Origin of the sequence: Atlantibacter sp. (assembly GCF_032062175.1) — a bacterium.
Classification (GTDB): Bacteria; Pseudomonadota; Gammaproteobacteria; order Enterobacterales; family Enterobacteriaceae; genus Atlantibacter.
Map to the genome: position 1 here is coordinate 75,962 of NZ_DAMBQK010000006.1, position 18,024 is coordinate 93,985.

16 protein-coding genes and 1 riboswitch are annotated in these 18,024 nt (G+C 56.7%); of the genes, 6 read left to right on the plus strand and 10 right to left on the minus strand.

The window, feature by feature from the left end:
* Nucleotides 1–47: 47 nt before the first annotated feature.
* Genes parE through nudF form a run of 5 tightly spaced genes read right to left on the minus strand, consistent with a single transcriptional unit; the run spans nucleotide 48 to nucleotide 4,468 of the window.
* A complete protein-coding gene (gene parE / locus RT120_RS08080; protein WP_312981653.1) occupies nucleotides 48–1,940 on the minus strand; it encodes a DNA topoisomerase IV subunit B in 1,893 nt (630 codons plus the stop codon).
* Between the two features lie 43 nt (nucleotides 1,941–1,983).
* Nucleotides 1,984–2,559 carry an esterase YqiA gene (gene yqiA / locus RT120_RS08085; protein WP_312981655.1) on the minus strand — a complete coding sequence of 192 codons (576 nt, stop codon included), beginning with the start codon at nucleotides 2,557–2,559 and terminating at the stop codon, nucleotides 1,984–1,986.
* Nucleotides 2,559–3,386 carry a 3',5'-cyclic-AMP phosphodiesterase gene (cpdA, locus tag RT120_RS08090; RefSeq protein WP_312981657.1) on the minus strand — a complete coding sequence of 276 codons (828 nt, stop codon included), beginning with the start codon at nucleotides 3,384–3,386 and terminating at the stop codon, nucleotides 2,559–2,561. The genes yqiA and cpdA overlap by 1 nt, the downstream gene beginning before the upstream one ends.
* A gap of 24 nt (nucleotides 3,387–3,410) precedes the next feature.
* Nucleotides 3,411–3,833, minus strand: coding sequence for a DUF1249 family protein (locus RT120_RS08095; RefSeq protein WP_125293715.1), 423 nt, complete (start codon nucleotides 3,831–3,833; stop codon nucleotides 3,411–3,413).
* A gap of 2 nt (nucleotides 3,834–3,835) precedes the next feature.
* Nucleotides 3,836–4,468, minus strand: coding sequence for an ADP-ribose diphosphatase (gene nudF / locus RT120_RS08100; protein WP_312981659.1), 633 nt, complete (start codon nucleotides 4,466–4,468; stop codon nucleotides 3,836–3,838).
* A gap of 212 nt (nucleotides 4,469–4,680) precedes the next feature.
* Here nudF and tolC point away from each other — a divergent pair, with 212 nt between their 5' ends.
* The 3 genes from tolC (at nucleotide 4,681) to RT120_RS08115 (ending at nucleotide 8,158) form a co-directional block, all read left to right on the plus strand.
* Complete coding sequence (gene tolC / locus RT120_RS08105; protein ID WP_312981661.1) at nucleotides 4,681–6,171, plus strand: outer membrane channel protein TolC; 1,491 nt, start codon at nucleotides 4,681–4,683, stop codon at nucleotides 6,169–6,171.
* Between the two features lie 151 nt (nucleotides 6,172–6,322).
* Nucleotides 6,323–6,994, plus strand: coding sequence for a DUF1190 family protein (locus tag RT120_RS08110; RefSeq protein ID WP_312981669.1), 672 nt, complete (start codon nucleotides 6,323–6,325; stop codon nucleotides 6,992–6,994).
* Between the two features lie 3 nt (nucleotides 6,995–6,997).
* Nucleotides 6,998–8,158: a glutathionylspermidine synthase family protein gene (locus tag RT120_RS08115; protein ID WP_312981677.1), complete on the plus strand. Its 1,161-nt coding sequence runs from the start codon at nucleotides 6,998–7,000 to the stop codon at nucleotides 8,156–8,158.
* A 32-nt stretch (nucleotides 8,159–8,190) separates the two neighbouring features.
* Here the strand turns inward: RT120_RS08115 and ygiD are convergent, their stop codons facing one another.
* Nucleotides 8,191–8,979, minus strand: a complete 789-nt coding sequence (ygiD, locus tag RT120_RS08120; protein ID WP_312981681.1) for a 4,5-DOPA dioxygenase extradiol — start codon at nucleotides 8,977–8,979, stop codon at nucleotides 8,191–8,193.
* 196 nt (nucleotides 8,980–9,175) lie between these two features.
* On the opposite strand from ygiD, the gene zupT reads away from it, so the two are divergent.
* Nucleotides 9,176–9,949, plus strand: a complete 774-nt coding sequence (zupT, locus tag RT120_RS08125) for a zinc transporter ZupT (protein ID WP_312981683.1) — start codon at nucleotides 9,176–9,178, stop codon at nucleotides 9,947–9,949.
* Nucleotides 9,950–10,012: 63 nt separating this feature from the next.
* Here zupT and ribB read toward each other — a convergent pair whose 3' ends face one another.
* Nucleotides 10,013–10,666 (minus strand): 3,4-dihydroxy-2-butanone-4-phosphate synthase, encoded by a 654-nt coding sequence (ribB, locus tag RT120_RS08130; RefSeq protein WP_312981685.1) that lies wholly within the window; start codon nucleotides 10,664–10,666, stop codon nucleotides 10,013–10,015.
* A 109-nt stretch (nucleotides 10,667–10,775) separates the two neighbouring features.
* Nucleotides 10,776–10,932: riboswitch (FMN riboswitch) on the minus strand.
* 158 nt (nucleotides 10,933–11,090) lie between these two features.
* On the opposite strand from ribB, the gene ubiK reads away from it, so the two are divergent.
* Nucleotides 11,091–11,432, plus strand: coding sequence for a ubiquinone biosynthesis accessory factor UbiK (gene ubiK, locus RT120_RS08135; protein WP_312981687.1), 342 nt, complete (start codon nucleotides 11,091–11,093; stop codon nucleotides 11,430–11,432).
* A 33-nt stretch (nucleotides 11,433–11,465) separates the two neighbouring features.
* On the opposite strand, the gene hldE is transcribed toward ubiK, so the two are convergent.
* From hldE to RT120_RS08150, 3 genes are all read right to left on the minus strand, one after another.
* Entirely contained in the window at nucleotides 11,466–12,899 is a 1,434-nt protein-coding gene (gene hldE, locus RT120_RS08140) for a bifunctional D-glycero-beta-D-manno-heptose-7-phosphate kinase/D-glycero-beta-D-manno-heptose 1-phosphate adenylyltransferase HldE (protein ID WP_312981688.1), read from the minus strand.
* 66 nt (nucleotides 12,900–12,965) lie between these two features.
* On the minus strand, nucleotides 12,966–15,806 hold the full coding sequence (gene glnE / locus RT120_RS08145) for a bifunctional [glutamate--ammonia ligase]-adenylyl-L-tyrosine phosphorylase/[glutamate--ammonia-ligase] adenylyltransferase (RefSeq protein ID WP_312981689.1): 2,841 nt from the start codon (nucleotides 15,804–15,806) through the stop codon (nucleotides 12,966–12,968).
* 12 nt (nucleotides 15,807–15,818) lie between these two features.
* Nucleotides 15,819–17,120, minus strand: a complete 1,302-nt coding sequence (locus tag RT120_RS08150; RefSeq protein WP_312981690.1) for an inorganic triphosphatase — start codon at nucleotides 17,118–17,120, stop codon at nucleotides 15,819–15,821.
* A gap of 245 nt (nucleotides 17,121–17,365) precedes the next feature.
* On the opposite strand from RT120_RS08150, the gene RT120_RS08155 reads away from it, so the two are divergent.
* Nucleotides 17,366–17,986 carry a TIGR04211 family SH3 domain-containing protein gene (locus RT120_RS08155; RefSeq protein ID WP_312981692.1) on the plus strand — a complete coding sequence of 207 codons (621 nt, stop codon included), beginning with the start codon at nucleotides 17,366–17,368 and terminating at the stop codon, nucleotides 17,984–17,986.
* Nucleotides 17,987–18,024: the final 38 nt, after the last annotated feature.

Consider the following 18,024-nt stretch of genomic DNA (forward strand, 5'->3'; position numbering starts at 1 on the left):
AAAAAAGGCGATGAAGATTCATCGCCTTTTTTACGTTTTCGCGCCGGTTACACGTCCAGATCGGCGAGATCGCCCTTCTCCTGCAACCAGTTGCGACGATCTTCCGAACGCTTTTTCGCCAGTAGCATATCCATCATCGCCGTGGTGCGCGCATCGTCATCGTCGCTGATGGTCAACTGCACCAGACGGCGGGTGTTCGGGTCCAGCGTGGTTTCACGCAGTTGCAGCGGGTTCATTTCGCCCAGCCCTTTAAAGCGCTGCACGTTCGGTTTGCCCTTCTTGCGCTTCAACTGATCCAGCACGCCGGCTTTTTCTTCTTCCGTCAGCGCGTAGTAAACCTCTTTACCCAAATCGATGCGGTACAGCGGCGGCAGCGCAACGTAGACGTGGCCGTTTTTCACCAGGGTGCGGAAGTGCTTCACAAACAGCGCGCACAGCAGCGTAGCGATATGTAGACCGTCCGAGTCGGCATCCGCCAGAATGCAAATCTTACCGTAGCGCAACTGGCTGAGATCTTCGCTGTCGGGATCGATGCCGATCGCCACCGAAATATCGTGCACTTCCTGAGACGCCAGCACTTCATCTGACGACACTTCCCAGGTATTAAGGATCTTACCCTTCAGCGGCATGATCGCCTGATATTCACGGTCACGCGCCTGTTTGGCGGAACCGCCCGCCGAATCCCCTTCTACGAGGAACAGCTCGGTACGGGCTAAATCCTGTGCGGTGCAGTCTGCCAGTTTGCCCGGCAGCGCCGGTCCACTGGTGAGTTTTTTACGCACCACTTTTTTGGCGGCGCGCATCCGGCGCTGAGCGCTGGAGATTGCCAGTTCCGCCAGCATTTCTGCGGCCTGAACGTTCTGGTTCAGCCACAGGCTGAAGGCGTCTTTAACCACGCCTGAAACAAACGCCGCGCACTGGCGCGACGAGAGTCGCTCTTTGGTCTGCCCCGCAAACTGCGGGTCCTGCATTTTCACCGACAGCACATAGGCGCAGCGTTCCCAGATATCTTCCGCCGACAGTTTGACGCCGCGCGGCAGGATATTGCGGTACTCGCAGAATTCGCGCATCGCGTCCAGCAGGCCCTGACGCAGGCCGTTAACGTGAGTCCCGCCCTGCATGGTGGGGATCAGGTTAACGTAGCTTTCGGTCAGCAATTCGCCGCCTTCCGGCAGCCACAGCAGCGCCCAGTCAACCGCTTCCGTATCGCTGGAGAAATTACCGATAAACGGTTTTTCCGGCAGCGTCGGCAGCCCGTTGACCGCTTCGCTCAGGTAATCATTCAGCCCGTCGAGATAGCACCAGCGCTGTTCGGTGTTGTTCACCTTGTCTTTAAAGGTGATTTCCACGCCGGGGCACAGCACCGCTTTGGCTTTCAGCAAATGGCTTAAGCGCGAAACTGAAAAACGCGGGGAATCGAAGAAGGATTCATCCGGCCAGAAATGAACGCTGGTACCGGTATTGCGTTTACCGCAGGTGCCGACCACGTCCAGATCTTTCACTTTATCGCCGTTAGCGAACGCGATGTTGTAAATCTGCCCGTCACGACGAACGTTCACTTCAACCCGCTTCGACAGGGCGTTGACCACCGAGATCCCCACGCCGTGCAGGCCGCCTGAGAACTGGTAGTTTTTATTAGAGAACTTACCCCCGGCGTGCAGACGGCACAGGATCAGCTCAACGGCAGGTACACCCTCTTCCGGATGGATATCGACAGGCATACCGCGCCCGTCGTCAATCACCTCAAGCGACTGATCTTCGTGGAGGATCACGTCTACGCGTTTGGCATGGCCCGCCAGCGCTTCGTCCACGCTGTTATCAATAACTTCCTGCCCAAGGTGGTTGGGACGAGTGGTATCGGTATACATCCCCGGACGGCGGCGAACCGGCTCAAGCCCGGTGAGTACCTCAATGGCATCAGCGTTATAGGATTGCGTCATGGTTTATTCGTTCAGAGAGAAACGGCATCGAATCCGGGCAGAATTACTCAATACCCAGAAAATCGACAATCTGTGAGAAATAATCTTCAAAGCCCACAAAGGCATGATTACCCCCGTCAATCACGGTCTGCCGGCAGGAAGCGTAGTAAGCCACTGCCTGGCGATAATCAAGCACCTCGTCCCCGGTCTGCTGGAGCAGCCAGATCAAATCCGGCGCTTCCAGCGGGTCGATTTGCATGACTTTGAGATCGTAAATATGGCGTGACTCTAGCACATATTGCTGCCCGGTGTAGGGGTTCTCGTTTTGGCCTAAATAGTCGACCAGCAGTTCGAAGGGGCGCACCGCCGGGTTAACCACCACCGCTGGCAGCATAAAGCATTGGGAGAGCCAGGTGGCGTAATACCCACCGAGAGACGAGCCCACCACCGCCAGTTCTTCGCCGCCGTGCTCCAGCACCAGCGACTCCAGCAGTTCCGCCGCATCGGAGGGAAACGGCGGCAGTTGCGGCACGATCATCTTAATCGCCGGGTGGTGGTGTTCAAGCCAGGCTTTAAACAGGGTTGCTTTCGCAGAGCGTGGCGAACTGTTGAACCCGTGCAGGTAGAGAAGCGTGGACATCAGTAGCCTTCAGACGCGGTATCAGGATTGAACTGCGTCCCCTCAAGGCGTTCGACCTGGGTGGTCAGCGTACCGTCGGCATACAGCTCCAGCCAGCGCCAACCGGGGGCGATGGTATCCAGGGTAAAGTTCGCGCAATGGGGTTTGAACTGGACGCAGGTGGACGGTGTCGCCAGCAGACGGCGGCCATTCCAGTCGAGATCCTGTTCCTGGTGGATATGCCCGCACAGCAGGTGGCGCACATTCGGAAAACGGCGTAGCACCGCGTCCAGCTCACCCGCGTTACGCAAGCTGTGTTGATCCAGCCAACTGCATCCTGCCGGTAACGGATGGTGATGAAGCAGTAACAAGGTGAACCGCTCGGCGTTTTCCGCCAGCTTCGTTTCCAGCCAATCCAGTTGATATTCGCTTAACTCACCGTGCGGAACGCCGAACACCTGGCTGTCCAACAGCAGGATCTGCCAGTTGTCGCCGCACAGCACCTGCTTCGCCGGGGAGATGCCCGCATCCTGAAGCGCGCTGAACATGGCGGGCTGGAAATCATGGTTGCCTGGCAGCCAGACGCAGGGCGCAGAAAAGACGGCGATACCCTGCGCGAAGTGCTGATAAGCCTCCGGCGTATGATCCTGCGCTAAATCGCCGGTCGCAACGATCAGGTCGCACGGGCGCTGCTGTGCCGTGATAGCCTCCAGCACAGCCTGATAACTACTCCAGGTATTGACGCCCAACAGCGTTTCGCTTTTTTGCGCGAACAGGTGGGTATCGGTAATTTGTAAAATCCTGACGCTCGCCCCATCCGCAACAGGAAGATTCAACAAACGTTCCAAAGGGTGTCCTTAGGTTTCACGACGCTAACAAACCGGAACCGCCATCGCTCCATGCGCCAGGCAGTAGCGCAACCAATCAGCAAGAAACTGGTTAATCTGATGCTTTTCATCGCGTTGATGCAACTTTTTATTCGGGTAATCATAACGTGCTTTGAAGCGAAAGATCTGCTGGCTTGAACACACTTCCGCCACCATCGCGTCATGATAGAGCCGCACCGACATTGACGGCAGGCTCCAGTAGCTAATAGCGGGCACGGTCTGTTTGATTTCCACGAGCGTAGTGTAGCGGGTGGATTCGAGAATCGTTAATCGGTATTGCGCGCTGCCGACTTGATAGCTCACTGTTTCGCCCACTGCATCCGTTCGCGGCAGTAAGCGGCGCAAAATTGCAAAATTTGTTTCGCAAAGGCGCATCATTTCTGGAAAGTCGGGGGTATAGCGCTTCATATTCAGGTGTTCCACTCTTGACGTATTTCTTGATAGTGCAGTTGCAGCCAGAGCAGTGCGATGACTGAGGCTGCGTTATCGATTTTCCCCTCTTTAACCCACTGGTATGCCTGTTCCCGGCTTACCACATGAACACGAATATCTTCGTTTTCTTCCACCAGGCCGTGTATACCTTCGGCCTGCGTGGCATCCACTTCACCCACCAGAATCGATAACCGCTCGCTGGTGCCGCCAGGGCTTGCGAGATAGTTCAATACTGGCTTCGTGCGTCCCACCACCAATCCTGCTTCTTCCATGGCTTCGCGACGCGCCACTTCCTCCACGCTTTCGCCAGGTTCAATCATCCCGGCGACCAGCTCCAGCAACCATGGGGTGTCGCTGGTGTCATACGCGGCGATACGGATCTGCTCGATCAGCACCACTTCATCGCGCACAGGGTCAAAGGGTAGCAGGACTGAAGCATGACCGCGCTCAAAAATTTCACGCCGCACTTCGCCGCTCATTTCACCATTAAAAAGGCGGTGTCGAAAACGATACAGATCTAACGAAAAAAAGCCGCGGTACAGTTTTTCCCGTGCAATAATTTCTACATCGTTTTTTGTAAAAGTCACTGCACGATCGTCTGGTTTACTCATGATCAAAGCCTGTTATAAATGAGGATGGTGGTGAACGTATTCAACTCAGTTTACCTGTCGTTATAACGCCAATATGGTAGATTGATGAAATTTAATGGCATAAGGCACAGAAGGCCAATCTTCACATATCGCGGATTCTGCTAAAATCGGCGACAATTTTCGACTTCTGTCAGCGCTAATAAACAAATTCTGCTTCACAACAAGGAATGCAAATGAAGAAACTGCTCCCCATTCTTATCGGCCTGAGCCTTACCGGATTCAGCGCCATGAGCCAGGCAGAAAACCTGTTACAGGTTTATCAGCAAGCACGTTTGAGCAACCCGGACCTGCGTAGATCCGCCGCCGATCGTGATGCCGCATTCGAAAAAATCAACGAAGCTCGCAGTCCTTTATTACCGCAGCTCGGCCTTGGCGCAGACTACTCTTACAGTAACGGTTACCGCGATGCGAATGGCGTTAACTCCAACACCACCAGCGCATCGCTGTCGTTGACCCAGACCATTTTCGATATGTCGAAATGGCGTCAGCTAACGCTTCAGGAAAAAAGCGCCGGGATTCAGGACGTCACTTTCCAGACCGATCAGCAAACCCTGATCCTGAACACCGCGACCGCGTATTTTAACGTGCTCAGCGCGATCGATGCGCTCTCCTTTACCGAAGCGCAGAAACAGGCGATTTATCGCCAGTTAGACCAGACCACCCAGCGTTTTAACGTGGGCCTGGTGGCGATCACCGACGTGCAGAACGCCCGTTCTCAGTACGATAACGTGTTGGCGAACGAAGTCACCGCCCGTAACAACCTGGATAACGCGCTGGAACAGCTGCGCCAGGTGACCGGCAACTATTATCCGCAGTTGGCTTCGCTGAACGTGGACGCGTTCAAAACCGCGAAACCGGATTCAGTCAACAATCTGTTGAAAGAAGCGGAAAACCGCAACCTGGCGCTGTTGCAGGCGCGCCTGAGTCAGGATTTGGCCCGCGAGCAAATCCGCCTGGCGGAAACTGGCCATATGCCGACAGTGGGTTTGACTGCATCGACCGGCATTTCCGACAGCTCTTACAGCGGTTCCGCGACCAATACCGCCCAGTATAACGACAGCAACGTTGGTCAGAATAAAGTGGGCATCAATTTCTCCCTGCCGATCTACAGCGGCGGCGCGGTGACGTCCCAGGTTAAACAAGCGCAGTACAACTTTGTGGGTGCCAGCGAGCAGCTTGAAAGCGCACACCGCAACGTGGTGCAAACCGTGCGTTCGTCTTTCAATAACATCAATGCCTCTATCAGCAGCATCAACGCCTATAAACAGGCGGTGGTTTCTGCCCAGAGTTCATTAGATGCGACAGAAGCCGGTTACGAAGTGGGTACCCGTACCATCGTCGATGTGCTGGATGCCACCACTACGCTGTACAACGCGAAGCAGCAGCTCTCCAGTGCCCGTTACAACTACCTGATTAACCAGCTGAATATTAAATCCGCGCTGGGAACGTTGAACGAGCAGGATCTGCAGATCCTCAACAGCAACCTGGGCAAACCGGTTTCTACCACGCCTGAAATCGTGGCACCGGAAAACTCCCGACAGGATGCCGCTGCGGATGGCTACGCCACCACCAGCGCGCAGACCCAGCCAGCCGCTCAGCCAGCGAGCGCGTTGCAACCTGCCTCCGCAACGCAGAGCAACAGTAAAAATCCGTTCCGCAATTAAGCCTGCGACGGGGGGTGTGAATCACCCCCCGAAACTTCGTAAGGCAACGTAAAGATCCGCGCCCGGCGCGCCCGCCGCTTTAATTTCGACCGTTCATCCTCTATCCTTTGAAGTTAATTCTTTGCATTATCACTGGGTTCAGGAAGATAAAATGAAACGGACAAAATCCATCAATCATGCGACGTTTCGCAAAAGCTTTAGCGCGCGCCACTTAACTCCGGTTGCATTGGCGGTCTCTGCCGTGTTTATGCTCGCGGGTTGTGAAAAGAGCGATGAGACTGTCTCGCTTTATCAGAACGCCGACGACTGTTCGGCCGCTAATCCGGGCAAAAGCGCCGAATGTACTACGGCTTACAATAATGCCCTGAAAGAAGCCGAGCGCACCGCGCCAAAATACGCCACCCGCGAAGACTGCGTGGCGGAATTCGGTGAAAACCAGTGCCAACAGGCCCCTGCTCAGGCGGGCGTTGCGGGTGAAAACCAGGCGCAGGCCCACAGCGGCGGCAGTTTCTGGATGCCGTTAATGGCGGGCTACATGATGGGCCGCATGATGGGCGGCGGCGCGGGCTTCGCGCAGCAGCCGCTGTTCAGCTCGCGCAACCCGGCAAGCCCGGCGTACGGTCAGTACAACGATGCCAGCGGCAAGAGCTATGGCGCAGCGCAGCCGGGCCGTACCATGACGGTTCCAAAAACGGCGATGACACCGAAACCGGCGACCACCACCACCGTGACCCGTGGCGGCTTTGGCGAGTCAGTGGCGAAACAGTCCACGATGCAGCGTAGCTCGGCAACCGGCACCTCCAGCCGTTCAATGGGTGGTTGATCGATGGAGCGGATTGCCATTAGCGAGCGCCCGGACTGGCGCGAAAAAGCCACCGAATACGGTTTCAACTTCCACACCATGTACGGCGAGCCGTACTGGTGTGAGGACGCTTATTACCAGCTGACGCTCGGCCAGGTGGAACGCCTGGAAGCCGTTACCGCCGAACTTCACCAGATGTGTTTGCAGGTGGTGGAGAAAGTTGTTGCCAGCGATGCCCTGCTGACCAAATTCCGCATCCCGAAACACACCTGGGAATTTGTGCGTCAGTCCTGGCGCAGCCAGCAGCCGTCGCTCTACTCGCGTCTCGATCTGGCCTGGGATGGTGTCGGCGATCCAAAGCTGTTAGAGAACAATGCCGATACGCCCACCTCGCTGTATGAAGCGGCGTTTTTCCAGTGGATCTGGCTGGAAGATCAAATCAATGCAGGCAAGCTCCCGGCCAACAGCGATCAGTTCAACAGTCTGCAAGAAAAGGTGATCGCGCGTTTCGCGGAGCTGAAAGAGCAGCACGGCTTCAACCTGGTACATTTCGCCTGCTGCCGTGACACGGTAGAAGATCGCGGTACGGTGCAATATTTGCAGGACTGCGCCGCAGAAGCAGGCGTGGCGAGTGAGTTCTTATATATTGACGACATCGGTCTGGGCGAGAAAGGCCAGTTTACCGATCCGCAGGATCAGGTGATCAGTAACTTGTTCAAGCTGTACCCGTGGGAATACATGCTGCGCGAGATCTTCTCCACCAAGGTGGAAGACGCGGGCGTACGCTGGCTGGAACCAGCCTGGAAAAGCATTCTCTCCAACAAAGCGCTGCTGCCGATGCTGTGGAAAATGTTCCCTGACCACCCTAACCTGCTGCCCGCTTATTTCGCCGAAGACGATCACCCGCCAATGGACAAATACGTCGTGAAACCGATTTTCTCCCGCGAGGGTGCCAACATCACCATTATTGAAAACGGTCAAACGCTGGAAAAAGTCGAGGGGCCGTATGGCGAGGAAGGCATGATCGTGCAGCAATTTTATCCGCTGCCGAAGTTTGGTGACAGCTATACGCTGATCGGCAGTTGGCTCATCAACGATCAACCTGCCGGGATCGGCATCCGTGAAGATCGGGCATTAATCACACAGGATCTCTCGCGCTTTTATCCGCATATCTTTATCGAGTAATACCAAGGGCGCGAATGACATCGCGCCTTTTTTTAACCGACCTGCACTGACAGCATACTCAACGATCCCATCTCGATACCGTCCACCGGCACCGTGACCGGCTCGCTGCCATCCCACGCGCCCAGCACATACAGCAACGGTAAAAAATGCTCCGGCGTCGGGTTGGACAGGTTGCCTCCTTCCTGCTGGAGAAAGTTCACCAGCGGATGCTGCTCTATCGGCCCTTGCCAGGTGAGATTCGCTTTTACCACATCGTTAAACGCGGTCGCCCACGGATATGGCGTATTTTCACCATGCCAGCGGGCGGTACGCAAGTTGTGAACGACGTTGCCGCTCGCCACCAGCATAATGCCTTCATCACGCAGCGCCGCGAGTTTTCGGCCCATTTCGAAATGCCAGGCGGCAGGTTTAGTGCTGTCTATACTCAATTGCACCATTGGAATGTCGGCATCCGGGTACATCTTAATCAGCACGCCCCATGAGCCGTGGTCAAACCCCCAGGCCTCCCTGTCGAGCGCGACAGGCACCGGTGCGAGCAGATCGACCAGTCTCTGCGCCAGTTCCGGTGAACCCGGCGCCGGGTAGTGAGTGTCATACAGCGCCTGCGGGAATCCACCAAAATCATGGATGGTTTTGGGCTGTTCCATGGCCGTCACGCCGGTCCCTCGGGTGAACCAGTGGGCAGACACCACGACGATCGCTTTTGGACGCGGCAACGTTGTGCCCAAAAGCCGCCAGGCCTGAGTATACTGGTTGTCTTCCAGCACGTTCATCGGGCTACCGTGGCCGAGAAACAGTGCAGGCATACGCGAAACGTTCATGGTGTTATCCTTTGGTCTTCGGGGTAATGTTGATGGAGTAACCTTACGCCGATTCGGGAAAAGAAGAACTCAGATAACCATGATGGAGATCATCAGGAAATTTGAATGTAAGTGTGATGTAAATCCGCTGACCACGCGTCGATTTTCATCGGCGGGTTCTTTAAGCTTTGAGCATCATAAACCCAAGGAGCTGTTGATGTCGGTCCCTCTTATATTGACTTTACTGGCTGGCGGAGCCACGTTTATCGGCGCGCTGCTGGGCGTTATCGGCCAGAAGCCGTCGAACCGGCTGCTGGCGTTTTCGCTGGGTTTTGCCGCAGGCATTATGCTGCTGATTTCCCTGATGGAAATGCTGCCTGCCGCGCTGCGCGAAGAAGGGATGTCGCCGATGCTGGGCTACGGCATGTTTATTGTCGGCCTGCTGGGTTACTACGCCCTGGACCGGATTTTGCCGCACGCCCATGCTCAGGATCTGCTGGATAACGATCTCCAGCGCGCGCCGCGTAACCTTAAACGTACTGCGCTGTTGCTGACGCTCGGCATCAGCCTGCATAACTTCCCTGAAGGTATCGCCACCTTCGTGACGGCCAGCAACAACCTCGAATTAGGGTTTGGTATTGCCCTTGCCGTCGCCTTGCACAATATTCCTGAAGGACTGGCGGTTGCCGGGCCGGTATACGCCGCGACAGGCTCCAAATACAAAGCGATATTCTGGGCGGGTATTTCCGGGATGGCGGAAATTTTAGGCGGCGTGCTGGCCTGGCTGATCCTCGGTTCACTGGTGTCGCCAGTGCTGATGGCGTCGATTATGGCAGCGGTGGCGGGAATTATGGTGGCGCTTTCGGTGGATGAGTTGATGCCGCTGGCGAAAGAGATCGATCCGAATAACAACCCCAGCTACGGCGTGCTGTGCGGGATGTCGGTGATGGGTTTAAGCCTGACGCTGCTGCAAACCAGCGGAATTGGCTGATCGTTTTCTCTGGATGTAAAAAAGCCCGGTTGATGTCACCGGGCTTTTTATTATCTGACAAGATTAGCTGGCTTTACGCTCGTGCTTCTGACGGTAAGCCACCAGATCTTCAATGGTCACGACTGCCATCTGATGCTTCACGGCGAAGTCGATGCACTCCGGCGCGCGCGCCATTGAGCCGTCGTCGTTGGTCAGTTCGCACAGTACACCCGCCGGTTTGAAACCCGCCAGCGTCACCAAATCGATAGTGGCTTCAGTGTGACCACCACGGGTTAACACGCCGCCGTTCTGGGCGCGCAGCGGGAACACGTGGCCCGGACGGTTCAGATCGGAAGGCTTAGCGTCATCGGCGATAGCGGCGCGGATGGTGGTCACGCGGTCCGCAGCGGAGACCCCGGTGCTCACACCGTGCGCGGCTTCAATGGTAACGGTAAAACCTGTACCGTAAGCGCTGGTGTTGTTTTCGACCATCATCGGCAGATCGAGCTGCTGACGGCGATCTTCAGTGATGCACAGGCACACAATGCCGCTGCCGTGGCGAATAGTCAGCGCCATTTGTTCAACGGTCATGGTTTCGGCGGCGAAAATCATATCGCCTTCGTTTTCACGGTCTTCATCATCGAGCACCATCACGCCACGGCCTTCGCGCAAAGCGGTCAGAGCGAGTTCAACGCGTTCAAATGCGGTACCGAAAGAGGAAAGAAGCGTCTGATTCATGGTAAAAAAACCTCATTAAAATTATGGTTACCAGAATCAGGGCGGTCTTAGGAGTGCCGTCGCAAAACGGCAAAAAAATAACGTGAGTGGGCCGTATGCCCAACTTGATCGTTACTCTCTCCCATCCGGACTTTAACCGTCGGCCCCGGAATTACACCGGATCTGCTGACCTTCAGCGTTTTTAAAAACATCTGAAGCGCTCGCGGGCTTTCAGCGTAAGCTGATTTACCGCCGGTGGGGAATTTCGCCCCGCCCTGAGAATAAGCGGGATTACTATAACGCCAATGATTATTGTCGGCAATGTATTCAGCCACCTAAATAAATCGGTTTGTGCTATTACTTAGATTCATACATTTCCGGTTTCTCCTCCCGGAAACAGGCATTACAATAAGAGGTTATGTAACTCACGCACTGGGAAACCGCCATGATTGACCCGAAAAAAATTGAGCAGATTGCCCGCCAGGTTCATGAATCCATGCCAAAAGGCATTCGTGAATTCGGGGATGATGTTGAAAAGAAAATCCGCCAGGTTTTACAGTCGCAGTTGACGCGTCTCGACCTTGTCAGCCGCGAAGAATTTGATGTACAGACGCAGGTCTTGCTGCGCACCCGCGAGAAGCTGGCGGCGCTGGAGCAGCGTATCAGCGCGCTGGAAAGCAGTAATACGTCTGCACAACCCGCTGCGCCAGCACCGGCTATCCCGCCGGTGGATGTGATCCAGCCTGCGCCGGCAGTCCCGCCGGTTGACGACGAAAAACCGCTGTAAAAAATTGGGCCTTCACTGAAGGCCCAATTTATTTTATTTACCGCTGTCTTTCTGGATCTTTTTGATGATGTTGGTGGTTGAACACCCGTCTTCGAAGTTCAATACCAGCACCTCGCCGCCGTTGGCCCAAACCTCTTCGCTACCCGCGATATCCTCTGGTTTGTAATCGCCACCTTTGACCAGCAGGTCTGGCAGAATTCCTGCGATCAGGCGCTGCGGGGTATCTTCTTCAAACGATACCACCCAGTCTACGGCTTCCAGCGCGCCCAGCACGATCATGCGCTGTTCCAGCGGGTTAACCGGACGGGTCTCCCCCTTAAGGCGTTTGGTGGACGCATCGCTGTTCACCGCCACAATCAGCCGGTCGCCCAGTTTGCGGGCGTTAGCCAGATAGGACACATGCCCGGCGTGCAGGATGTCAAACACGCCGTTGGTCATCACCACTTTCTCACCACGCTTACGCGCCGCGGCTACCGCCAGTTTCAGCGCTTCTTCGTCCATCACGCCAAAACCAGAATCGGCGCGACCGCGTACCGCATTTTCCAGCTCAATTGGCGACACGGTAGAGGTCCCGAGTTTGCCTACTACCACACCCGCCGCCGCGTTAGCGAAGAAACAGGCTTCTTCCAGCGAGTTGCCCGCCGCAAGGGTGGCCGCCAGCACGCCAATCACGGTATCGCCCGCACCGGTCACGTCATACACTTCCTGAGCCTGGGTCGGCAGATGCAGCGGATCTTTACCCGGTTGCAGCAGGCTCATGCCCTGCTCGGAGCGGGTGATCAGCAGCGCGCTGAGGTCATAATCGGCCACCAGCTTCATGCCGCGCTCAACGATTTCCGCGTCAGTTTTGCATTTGCCGACCACGGCTTCGAATTCCGACAGGTTCGGCGTCAGCAGCGTCGCACCGCGATAACGTTCGAAATCGGTGCCTTTCGGGTCGATCAGCACCGGAACGCCCGCTTTGCGCGCCAGTTGGATCATCTGCTGGACGCTGGCCAGCGCGCCTTTGGCGTAGTCAGACAGCACCAGCGCGCCGATATTGCCCAGCGCCTGGTTGATGCGCTCGTGCAGCGGCTCCGGGTCAACGCCCTCAAAACCCTCTTCAAAATCGAGGCGGATCAGCTGCTGGTTACGGGAAAGTACCCGCAATTTGGTGATGGTCGGGTGAGTCGGCACCGACACAAAATCACATTTCACGTTGACGTTAGCCAGCGCCTGGCTCAGCGCCCGCGCCGCATCGTCAATGCCGGTCAGGCCGACCAGACGGGAGTGCGCGCCCAGCGAGGCGATGTTCATCGCCACGTTTGCCGCGCCGCCGGGCCGTTCTTCGATATTATCGACTTTCACCACCGGGACCGGGGCTTCCGGGGAAATACGGCTGGTGGGGCCATACCAGTAGCGATCGAGCATGACATCGCCCACCACCATGACGCCTGCGCGTTCAAACTCGGGCAGCGTTACTTTCATTCCAGACTCTCCTGAGAGATACCAAATTTGCGCGGGATAATATCACAATTCCCTGCGCACACATTTTTATGCCTTACCCAGCCATGCCGCCCAGCTTTGGGTCACCTGCTGCCGCTCCGCCTGGAAGGCATCAGGCTCTACATGGCCGGGCAGTTCCTGGAGCGCCAGATGGTGCAATTCATCGCGCAGCGTGACGTAAGCATGGGTCAACGCGCGTGCTTCCTCTTCCGGCATGATGTCGTTCTGGGCCAGCAACTCGAGGATGCGCACGTTATCAGACCAGCGCGTCAGCTTCGGCGCATCGTGAGAGAAACGCAGCACCAGATACTGGGTAATAAACTCAATATCGGTAATTCCGCCTTCATCGGCTTTAATATCGAAGCGAGCTTTATGTTTGTTACCAAGATGGGCGCGCATCTTCTCGCGCATCTCGCGCACTTCGGTTTGCAGCGCGGCACCGTCACGGGCTTTACACAAAATCTCCCGGCGGATGGCGTCAAAATCCTGGCACAGTTTCGGATCGCCATAGACCACGCGGGCGCGCACCAGCGCCTGATGCTCCCAGGTCCACGCCTCGTTTTGCTGATAATCGGCAAAGGCGTCGACAGTGGTCACCAGCATTCCAGCCGCGCCGGACGGGCGCAGACGGGCATCCACTTCATACAAAATGCCCGACGAGGTGCGGGTGCTGAACAGGTGCATGATGCGCTGGGCCAGCCGCAGATAGAACTGGCGGCCATCGATCTCCCGCTCGCCGTCAGTCATCACGTCCGCCGGGCAATCGTGTAAAAACACCAGGTCGAGATCGGAACTGTATCCCAGCTCCCAGCCGCCTAATTTGCCATAGCCCACCACGGCGAAACCGCGCCCATCACGGCCCTGAAGATGCGTGGGCGCGCCATAGCGCGAGACCATAAGCGCCCAGGCCTGCTGCACCACGGCGTCGATCATCGCTTCCGCCAGCCAGGTTAAGTGATCGCTCACTTTCATTACCGGCAAGGTTTCTGCGATATCAGCCGCCGCCACGCGCAGCAGTTGCGCCTGTTTGAACTGGCGCATCGCTTCAAGCTGTTGCTCTTCATCATCTTCCGGGACGCGCAGTAAATACTGACGCAGTTCATCGCGATAGGCGTTGGTGGCCGTAGGTTGGTACAAGGTGTTCGGATCAAGCAGTTCATCAAGCAGCAGCGGATAACGCGCCAGTTGCCCGGCAATCATCGGCGAGGCGGCGCATAGCCGGATAAGATGCTTCAGCGCGCCGGGGAATTCGGTGAGCAGTTCCAGATACGTGGTACGGGTCACGATACCCAACAGCAGCGGCGTGATGCGCCCCAGCGGAACGGCAGGCATCGGCATGGCGCACACTTCGCTTAACAGGCGCGGCATCAGCAGATCCAGCACGTGCCTTCCACGCGGGCCGATGGTGCGTTTATCCGCCTCTTTGCGGAATTCAGCCGCCAGCGCCGCGACCTGACGCTGGCTGTCGCTATCCAGGTGACTTAACACCGGACTGGAAACGTCAGCATCATGGGCGTCTTGCCACAATTCGCGCCAGCCTTCAGCCAGTTTGTCTTCACTGGCATCGGGTTCGTCATCGCCGATAAGCTCGTTGAATATGCGCCGTACCGCCGTCATATGGCTGGCTAAGGTGGCCTGTAGCGCCGTCCAGTCGGGCTCGCTCATCGCCCAGGCCAGCCGCGCGCGGTTTAGTTCGTCCCCCGGCAGCGTCTGGGTTTGTTCGTCGTTAATGCTTTGCAGCAGGTTTTCGAGACGGCGTAGAAACAGGTAGGCATCGCGTAAGTGTTCCGCATCGCCCTGCGGCAGCAGATGGAGCGTGTCGATGGCTTCCAGCGTTGGCAACAGCGCGCGCGATTGCAGCGACGGCTCGCGTCCGCCGCGGATCAACTGGAATACCTGGACGATAAACTCGGTTTCCCGAATGCCGCCCGCGCCCAGTTTGATGTTATCGGTCAGGCCGCGCCGCCGCACTTCACGGGCGATCATCCCTTTCATATTACGCAGCGACTGGATCACGCTGAAATCGATATAGCGGCGGAACACGAACGGGCGCAGCATGGCGCGCAGTTCCTGGCTCCAGCGGTCGTTGTTGTCGCCCATAATGCGCGCTTTTACCATGGCATAGCGCTCCCAGTCGCGCCCCTGTTCCTGGTAATAATCTTCCAGCGCCGCGAAGCTCAGCACCAGCGGGCCGCTGTCGCCGAACGGGCGCAAACGCATATCCACCCGGTAAACGAAACCGTCCTGGGTCGGCTGGTCGAGCACTTTGATCAGCCGCTGGCCCATGCGGGTAAAAAACTGCGCGTTGTCCAGCTCGCGCCGTCCGCCCTGGGTGACGCCGTTTTCCGGCCAGGCGAAGATCAGGTCGATATCAGAAGAAAAGTTGAGTTCGCCACCGCCGAGTTTCCCCATCCCGAGGATCATCAACGGCTGCGGCTCGCCCTGGGCATTGCACGGCGTGCCCCACTCACGGCAGCAGGACGCCCACAGCCAGTCGCGCGCGGCGACGATCAGTGTCTCGGCCAGCACGCTGAGTTGCGACAGGGTACTTTGCGTGGTGACCCGATTCAGGGTTTGCGCCCAGGCGATACGCACCATGATCCGCCGCCGGAACAGACGCAGCGCGCGCATAAGTTGCGCCTCATCGCTCACCGCCTGCAATGCCTCCTGAAGCCAGACCGCGTAATGGCGTTCTTCGTTGGCTTCCGGCGGCCTGCCGAGTAGCTCGTCCAGCCATTCCGGGTGCGCGGCCAGGCCGTCGCGCACGAAATCGCTGAAGGCCAGCATCGCCTGCGCATCGTCGTCCAGCACAGGGCCCGACAACGGCTCAGGCAGATTAGCCAGCACTTTTTCAGCGTGTTGCTGCAGTAAGGGTGAGAGCGGCGTCATGGTGGGGTCCTTTTATTTTTTTCCGCTGTGCAGCCAGAACGGCGATTGCGCGATGGCTTCATGGCGCAGGGATTCGATATCGCCGCGTAAGCCGTTTTCGATGGCATGGCGCAGCGCGTCCCAGGTATCGATCCAGTCCAAAGCCACTTCGGTATCGTAAACGCCCGCCAGAGTGCGGATAGCGTCCAGCTCGCGGTATAAACGCGGCAGCTGATCGCGGTAGCGCTCACCGCAGGATTGCAAAAACGCCTGTTTCAGTTCGGCGGCGTGGCGTGACAGGTGAATATCGGCGTAGCGCTTAAAGGAGTCGTCCAGCTTGCGGCGGTCTTTCTCATCAACAAACGGCTGCCAGCCTTGGGTTAACAGCCACTCGGTCAACGCCAGCTTAGCGGTGCTGATTTCGCCACTAAACACCAGGGTTTCCGCCGAGGCTTCCGAGACCAGCGATACTTCGCACTGGGTCAGTAAATCACGTAAGCGAGTACTCGCTTTGCGAGGGATAACGCCGCCGAACAGCGCCAGAATATGGCGAATCAAGCCGATTGCCTGCTGGACTTGCGCTTTCGCCAGCGCATTTCCGCGTACCCACAGCTCTTCATGGTATTGCCAGTGGGACAGCGCAGCCTCAAGTGCCGTTTGCAGCCCCTCTTCAACAGTGGCTTTCGGCGGCATTTTAATTACCGTCAGCGGACGGATAGCCCGTACGACATTGCCCTGTGACAGATGATAACCGCGCGCGGCCTTGCTCAGGTTACCCTGGCGCAGACCGGGAACCGCCACCAGCTGACGCGCCAGCTTTAAGAGATCGGCAAGCTGCCCGTCGAGCAGTTCTATTTCCAGCTCGCACAGCGGCTCGTTGTGCTCTCCCGCTTTGACTTCACCCCGATCGAGCGCAAGCTCAATACGGCTTTCCCCATGAGTAACTACCCACTTCTCACGATGGAAATCGGTGCTAAACAGCGGTGTTACCTGGCTTTGCAGCGCATCAGCCGTCAGCCCTTCGGGCCAGATATCTGCCGGGAAACGCGCTAAATCCAGCTCGGCACTGTCCAGAGCGACATTATATTCCGGGCGCTGGTGTACGCCGCCGGTCACGCGACCCGCGGTTTTAATGGTCATTTCATAGCGACCATCCACGCCACGAATACGCAGCCCCATATCGTGGCGGCGCAGCTGGTTGTCGGGCGTTTCGTAATACACGTTGAGTAGCTGACGGGGAGCGTGATGCTCGCCGGAAAGTCCGTTGAGAACGTTGCGCACGGCCTCAAGGGCGTCGGGAATTACAATAAATTTGAGTTCGATTTCTTGTGCCATAGCCTTTTTACTTACGGTTGCGTCACACCGGCGTGAATGTCCGGCGAACTTACGGGCCTGTTTTTTGTCAGTAGATAGTATTTTCCGCTAAAATGCCACGCCGAAGGCGTTTTAGACGAGCGACAAACCCTTTGGCAGTGCGCCAGTCACTGATGTACCAGGATGATTCTCATTCAGGTTTGCGCTTCGCATCGTCAAACTGTTGCACTACTATCCTCCCACGAATAACGATTAATGAAGACCTGATGCCTAAATTACGCCTGATTTGCCTGACTTTATTCGCGCTTAGCGTTTCAACTGTGGCCCATAGCGAAGAGAAACGCTACGTCTCCGATGAATTGACCACCTGGGTTCGCAGTGGCCCCGGCGACAACTATCGTCTGGTGGGTTCATTGAACGCGGGTGAAGCCGTCACCTTGTTACAGACTAATGAGTCAACGAATTATGGTCAGGTACGTGACAGCAACGGGCGTACCGCATGGATCCCCCTTAAAGAACTGAATACCGAACCGAGCCTGCGCACCCGCGTGCCGGAACTGGAAAATCAGGTCAAGACGCTGACCGACAAGCTGAACAACATTGATGCGACCTGGAACGAGCGCACGTCGGACATGCAGAAGAAGGTCTCTGCCAGCGACAGCACCATTAATGGTCTGAAAGAAGAAAATCAGAAGCTGAAAAACGAGCTGATTGTGGCGAGCAAAAAAGTCAACGCCGCTAATCTGCAACTCGACGACAAGCAGCGCACCATTATTATGCAGTGGTTTATGTACGGCGGCGGCGTGTTAGGCGTCGGCCTGCTGCTGGGCCTGCTGCTTCCGCATATGATCCCGCGCCGCAAGAAGAAAGACCGCTGGATGAATTAATCCTGATACGTATCCCAACCGCAGCCACGTCGGGCTGC

Coding starts and splice junctions, on each gene's coding strand:
- ygiD (WP_312981681.1), bottom strand. CDS start 8,979: ATGAACGTTTCGCGTATGCCTGCACTGTTTCTCGGCCACGGTAGCCCG.
- ubiK (WP_312981687.1), top strand. CDS start 11,091: ATGATTGACCCGAAAAAAATTGAGCAGATTGCCCGCCAGGTTCATGAA.
- RT120_RS08150 (WP_312981690.1), bottom strand. CDS start 17,120: ATGGCACAAGAAATCGAACTCAAATTTATTGTAATTCCCGACGCCCTT.
- tolC (WP_312981661.1), top strand. CDS start 4,681: ATGAAGAAACTGCTCCCCATTCTTATCGGCCTGAGCCTTACCGGATTC.
- zupT (WP_312981683.1), top strand. CDS start 9,176: ATGTCGGTCCCTCTTATATTGACTTTACTGGCTGGCGGAGCCACGTTT.
- RT120_RS08110 (WP_312981669.1), top strand. CDS start 6,323: ATGAAACGGACAAAATCCATCAATCATGCGACGTTTCGCAAAAGCTTT.
- glnE (WP_312981689.1), bottom strand. CDS start 15,806: ATGACGCCGCTCTCACCCTTACTGCAGCAACACGCTGAAAAAGTGCTG.
- RT120_RS08155 (WP_312981692.1), top strand. CDS start 17,366: ATGCCTAAATTACGCCTGATTTGCCTGACTTTATTCGCGCTTAGCGTT.
- nudF (WP_312981659.1), bottom strand. CDS start 4,468: ATGAGTAAACCAGACGATCGTGCAGTGACTTTTACAAAAAACGATGTA.
- yqiA (WP_312981655.1), bottom strand. CDS start 2,559: ATGTCCACGCTTCTCTACCTGCACGGGTTCAACAGTTCGCCACGCTCT.
- RT120_RS08115 (WP_312981677.1), top strand. CDS start 6,998: ATGGAGCGGATTGCCATTAGCGAGCGCCCGGACTGGCGCGAAAAAGCC.
- parE (WP_312981653.1), bottom strand. CDS start 1,940: ATGACGCAATCCTATAACGCTGATGCCATTGAGGTACTCACCGGGCTT.
- RT120_RS08095 (WP_125293715.1), bottom strand. CDS start 3,833: ATGAAGCGCTATACCCCCGACTTTCCAGAAATGATGCGCCTTTGCGAA.
- ribB (WP_312981685.1), bottom strand. CDS start 10,666: ATGAATCAGACGCTTCTTTCCTCTTTCGGTACCGCATTTGAACGCGTT.
- hldE (WP_312981688.1), bottom strand. CDS start 12,899: ATGAAAGTAACGCTGCCCGAGTTTGAACGCGCAGGCGTCATGGTGGTG.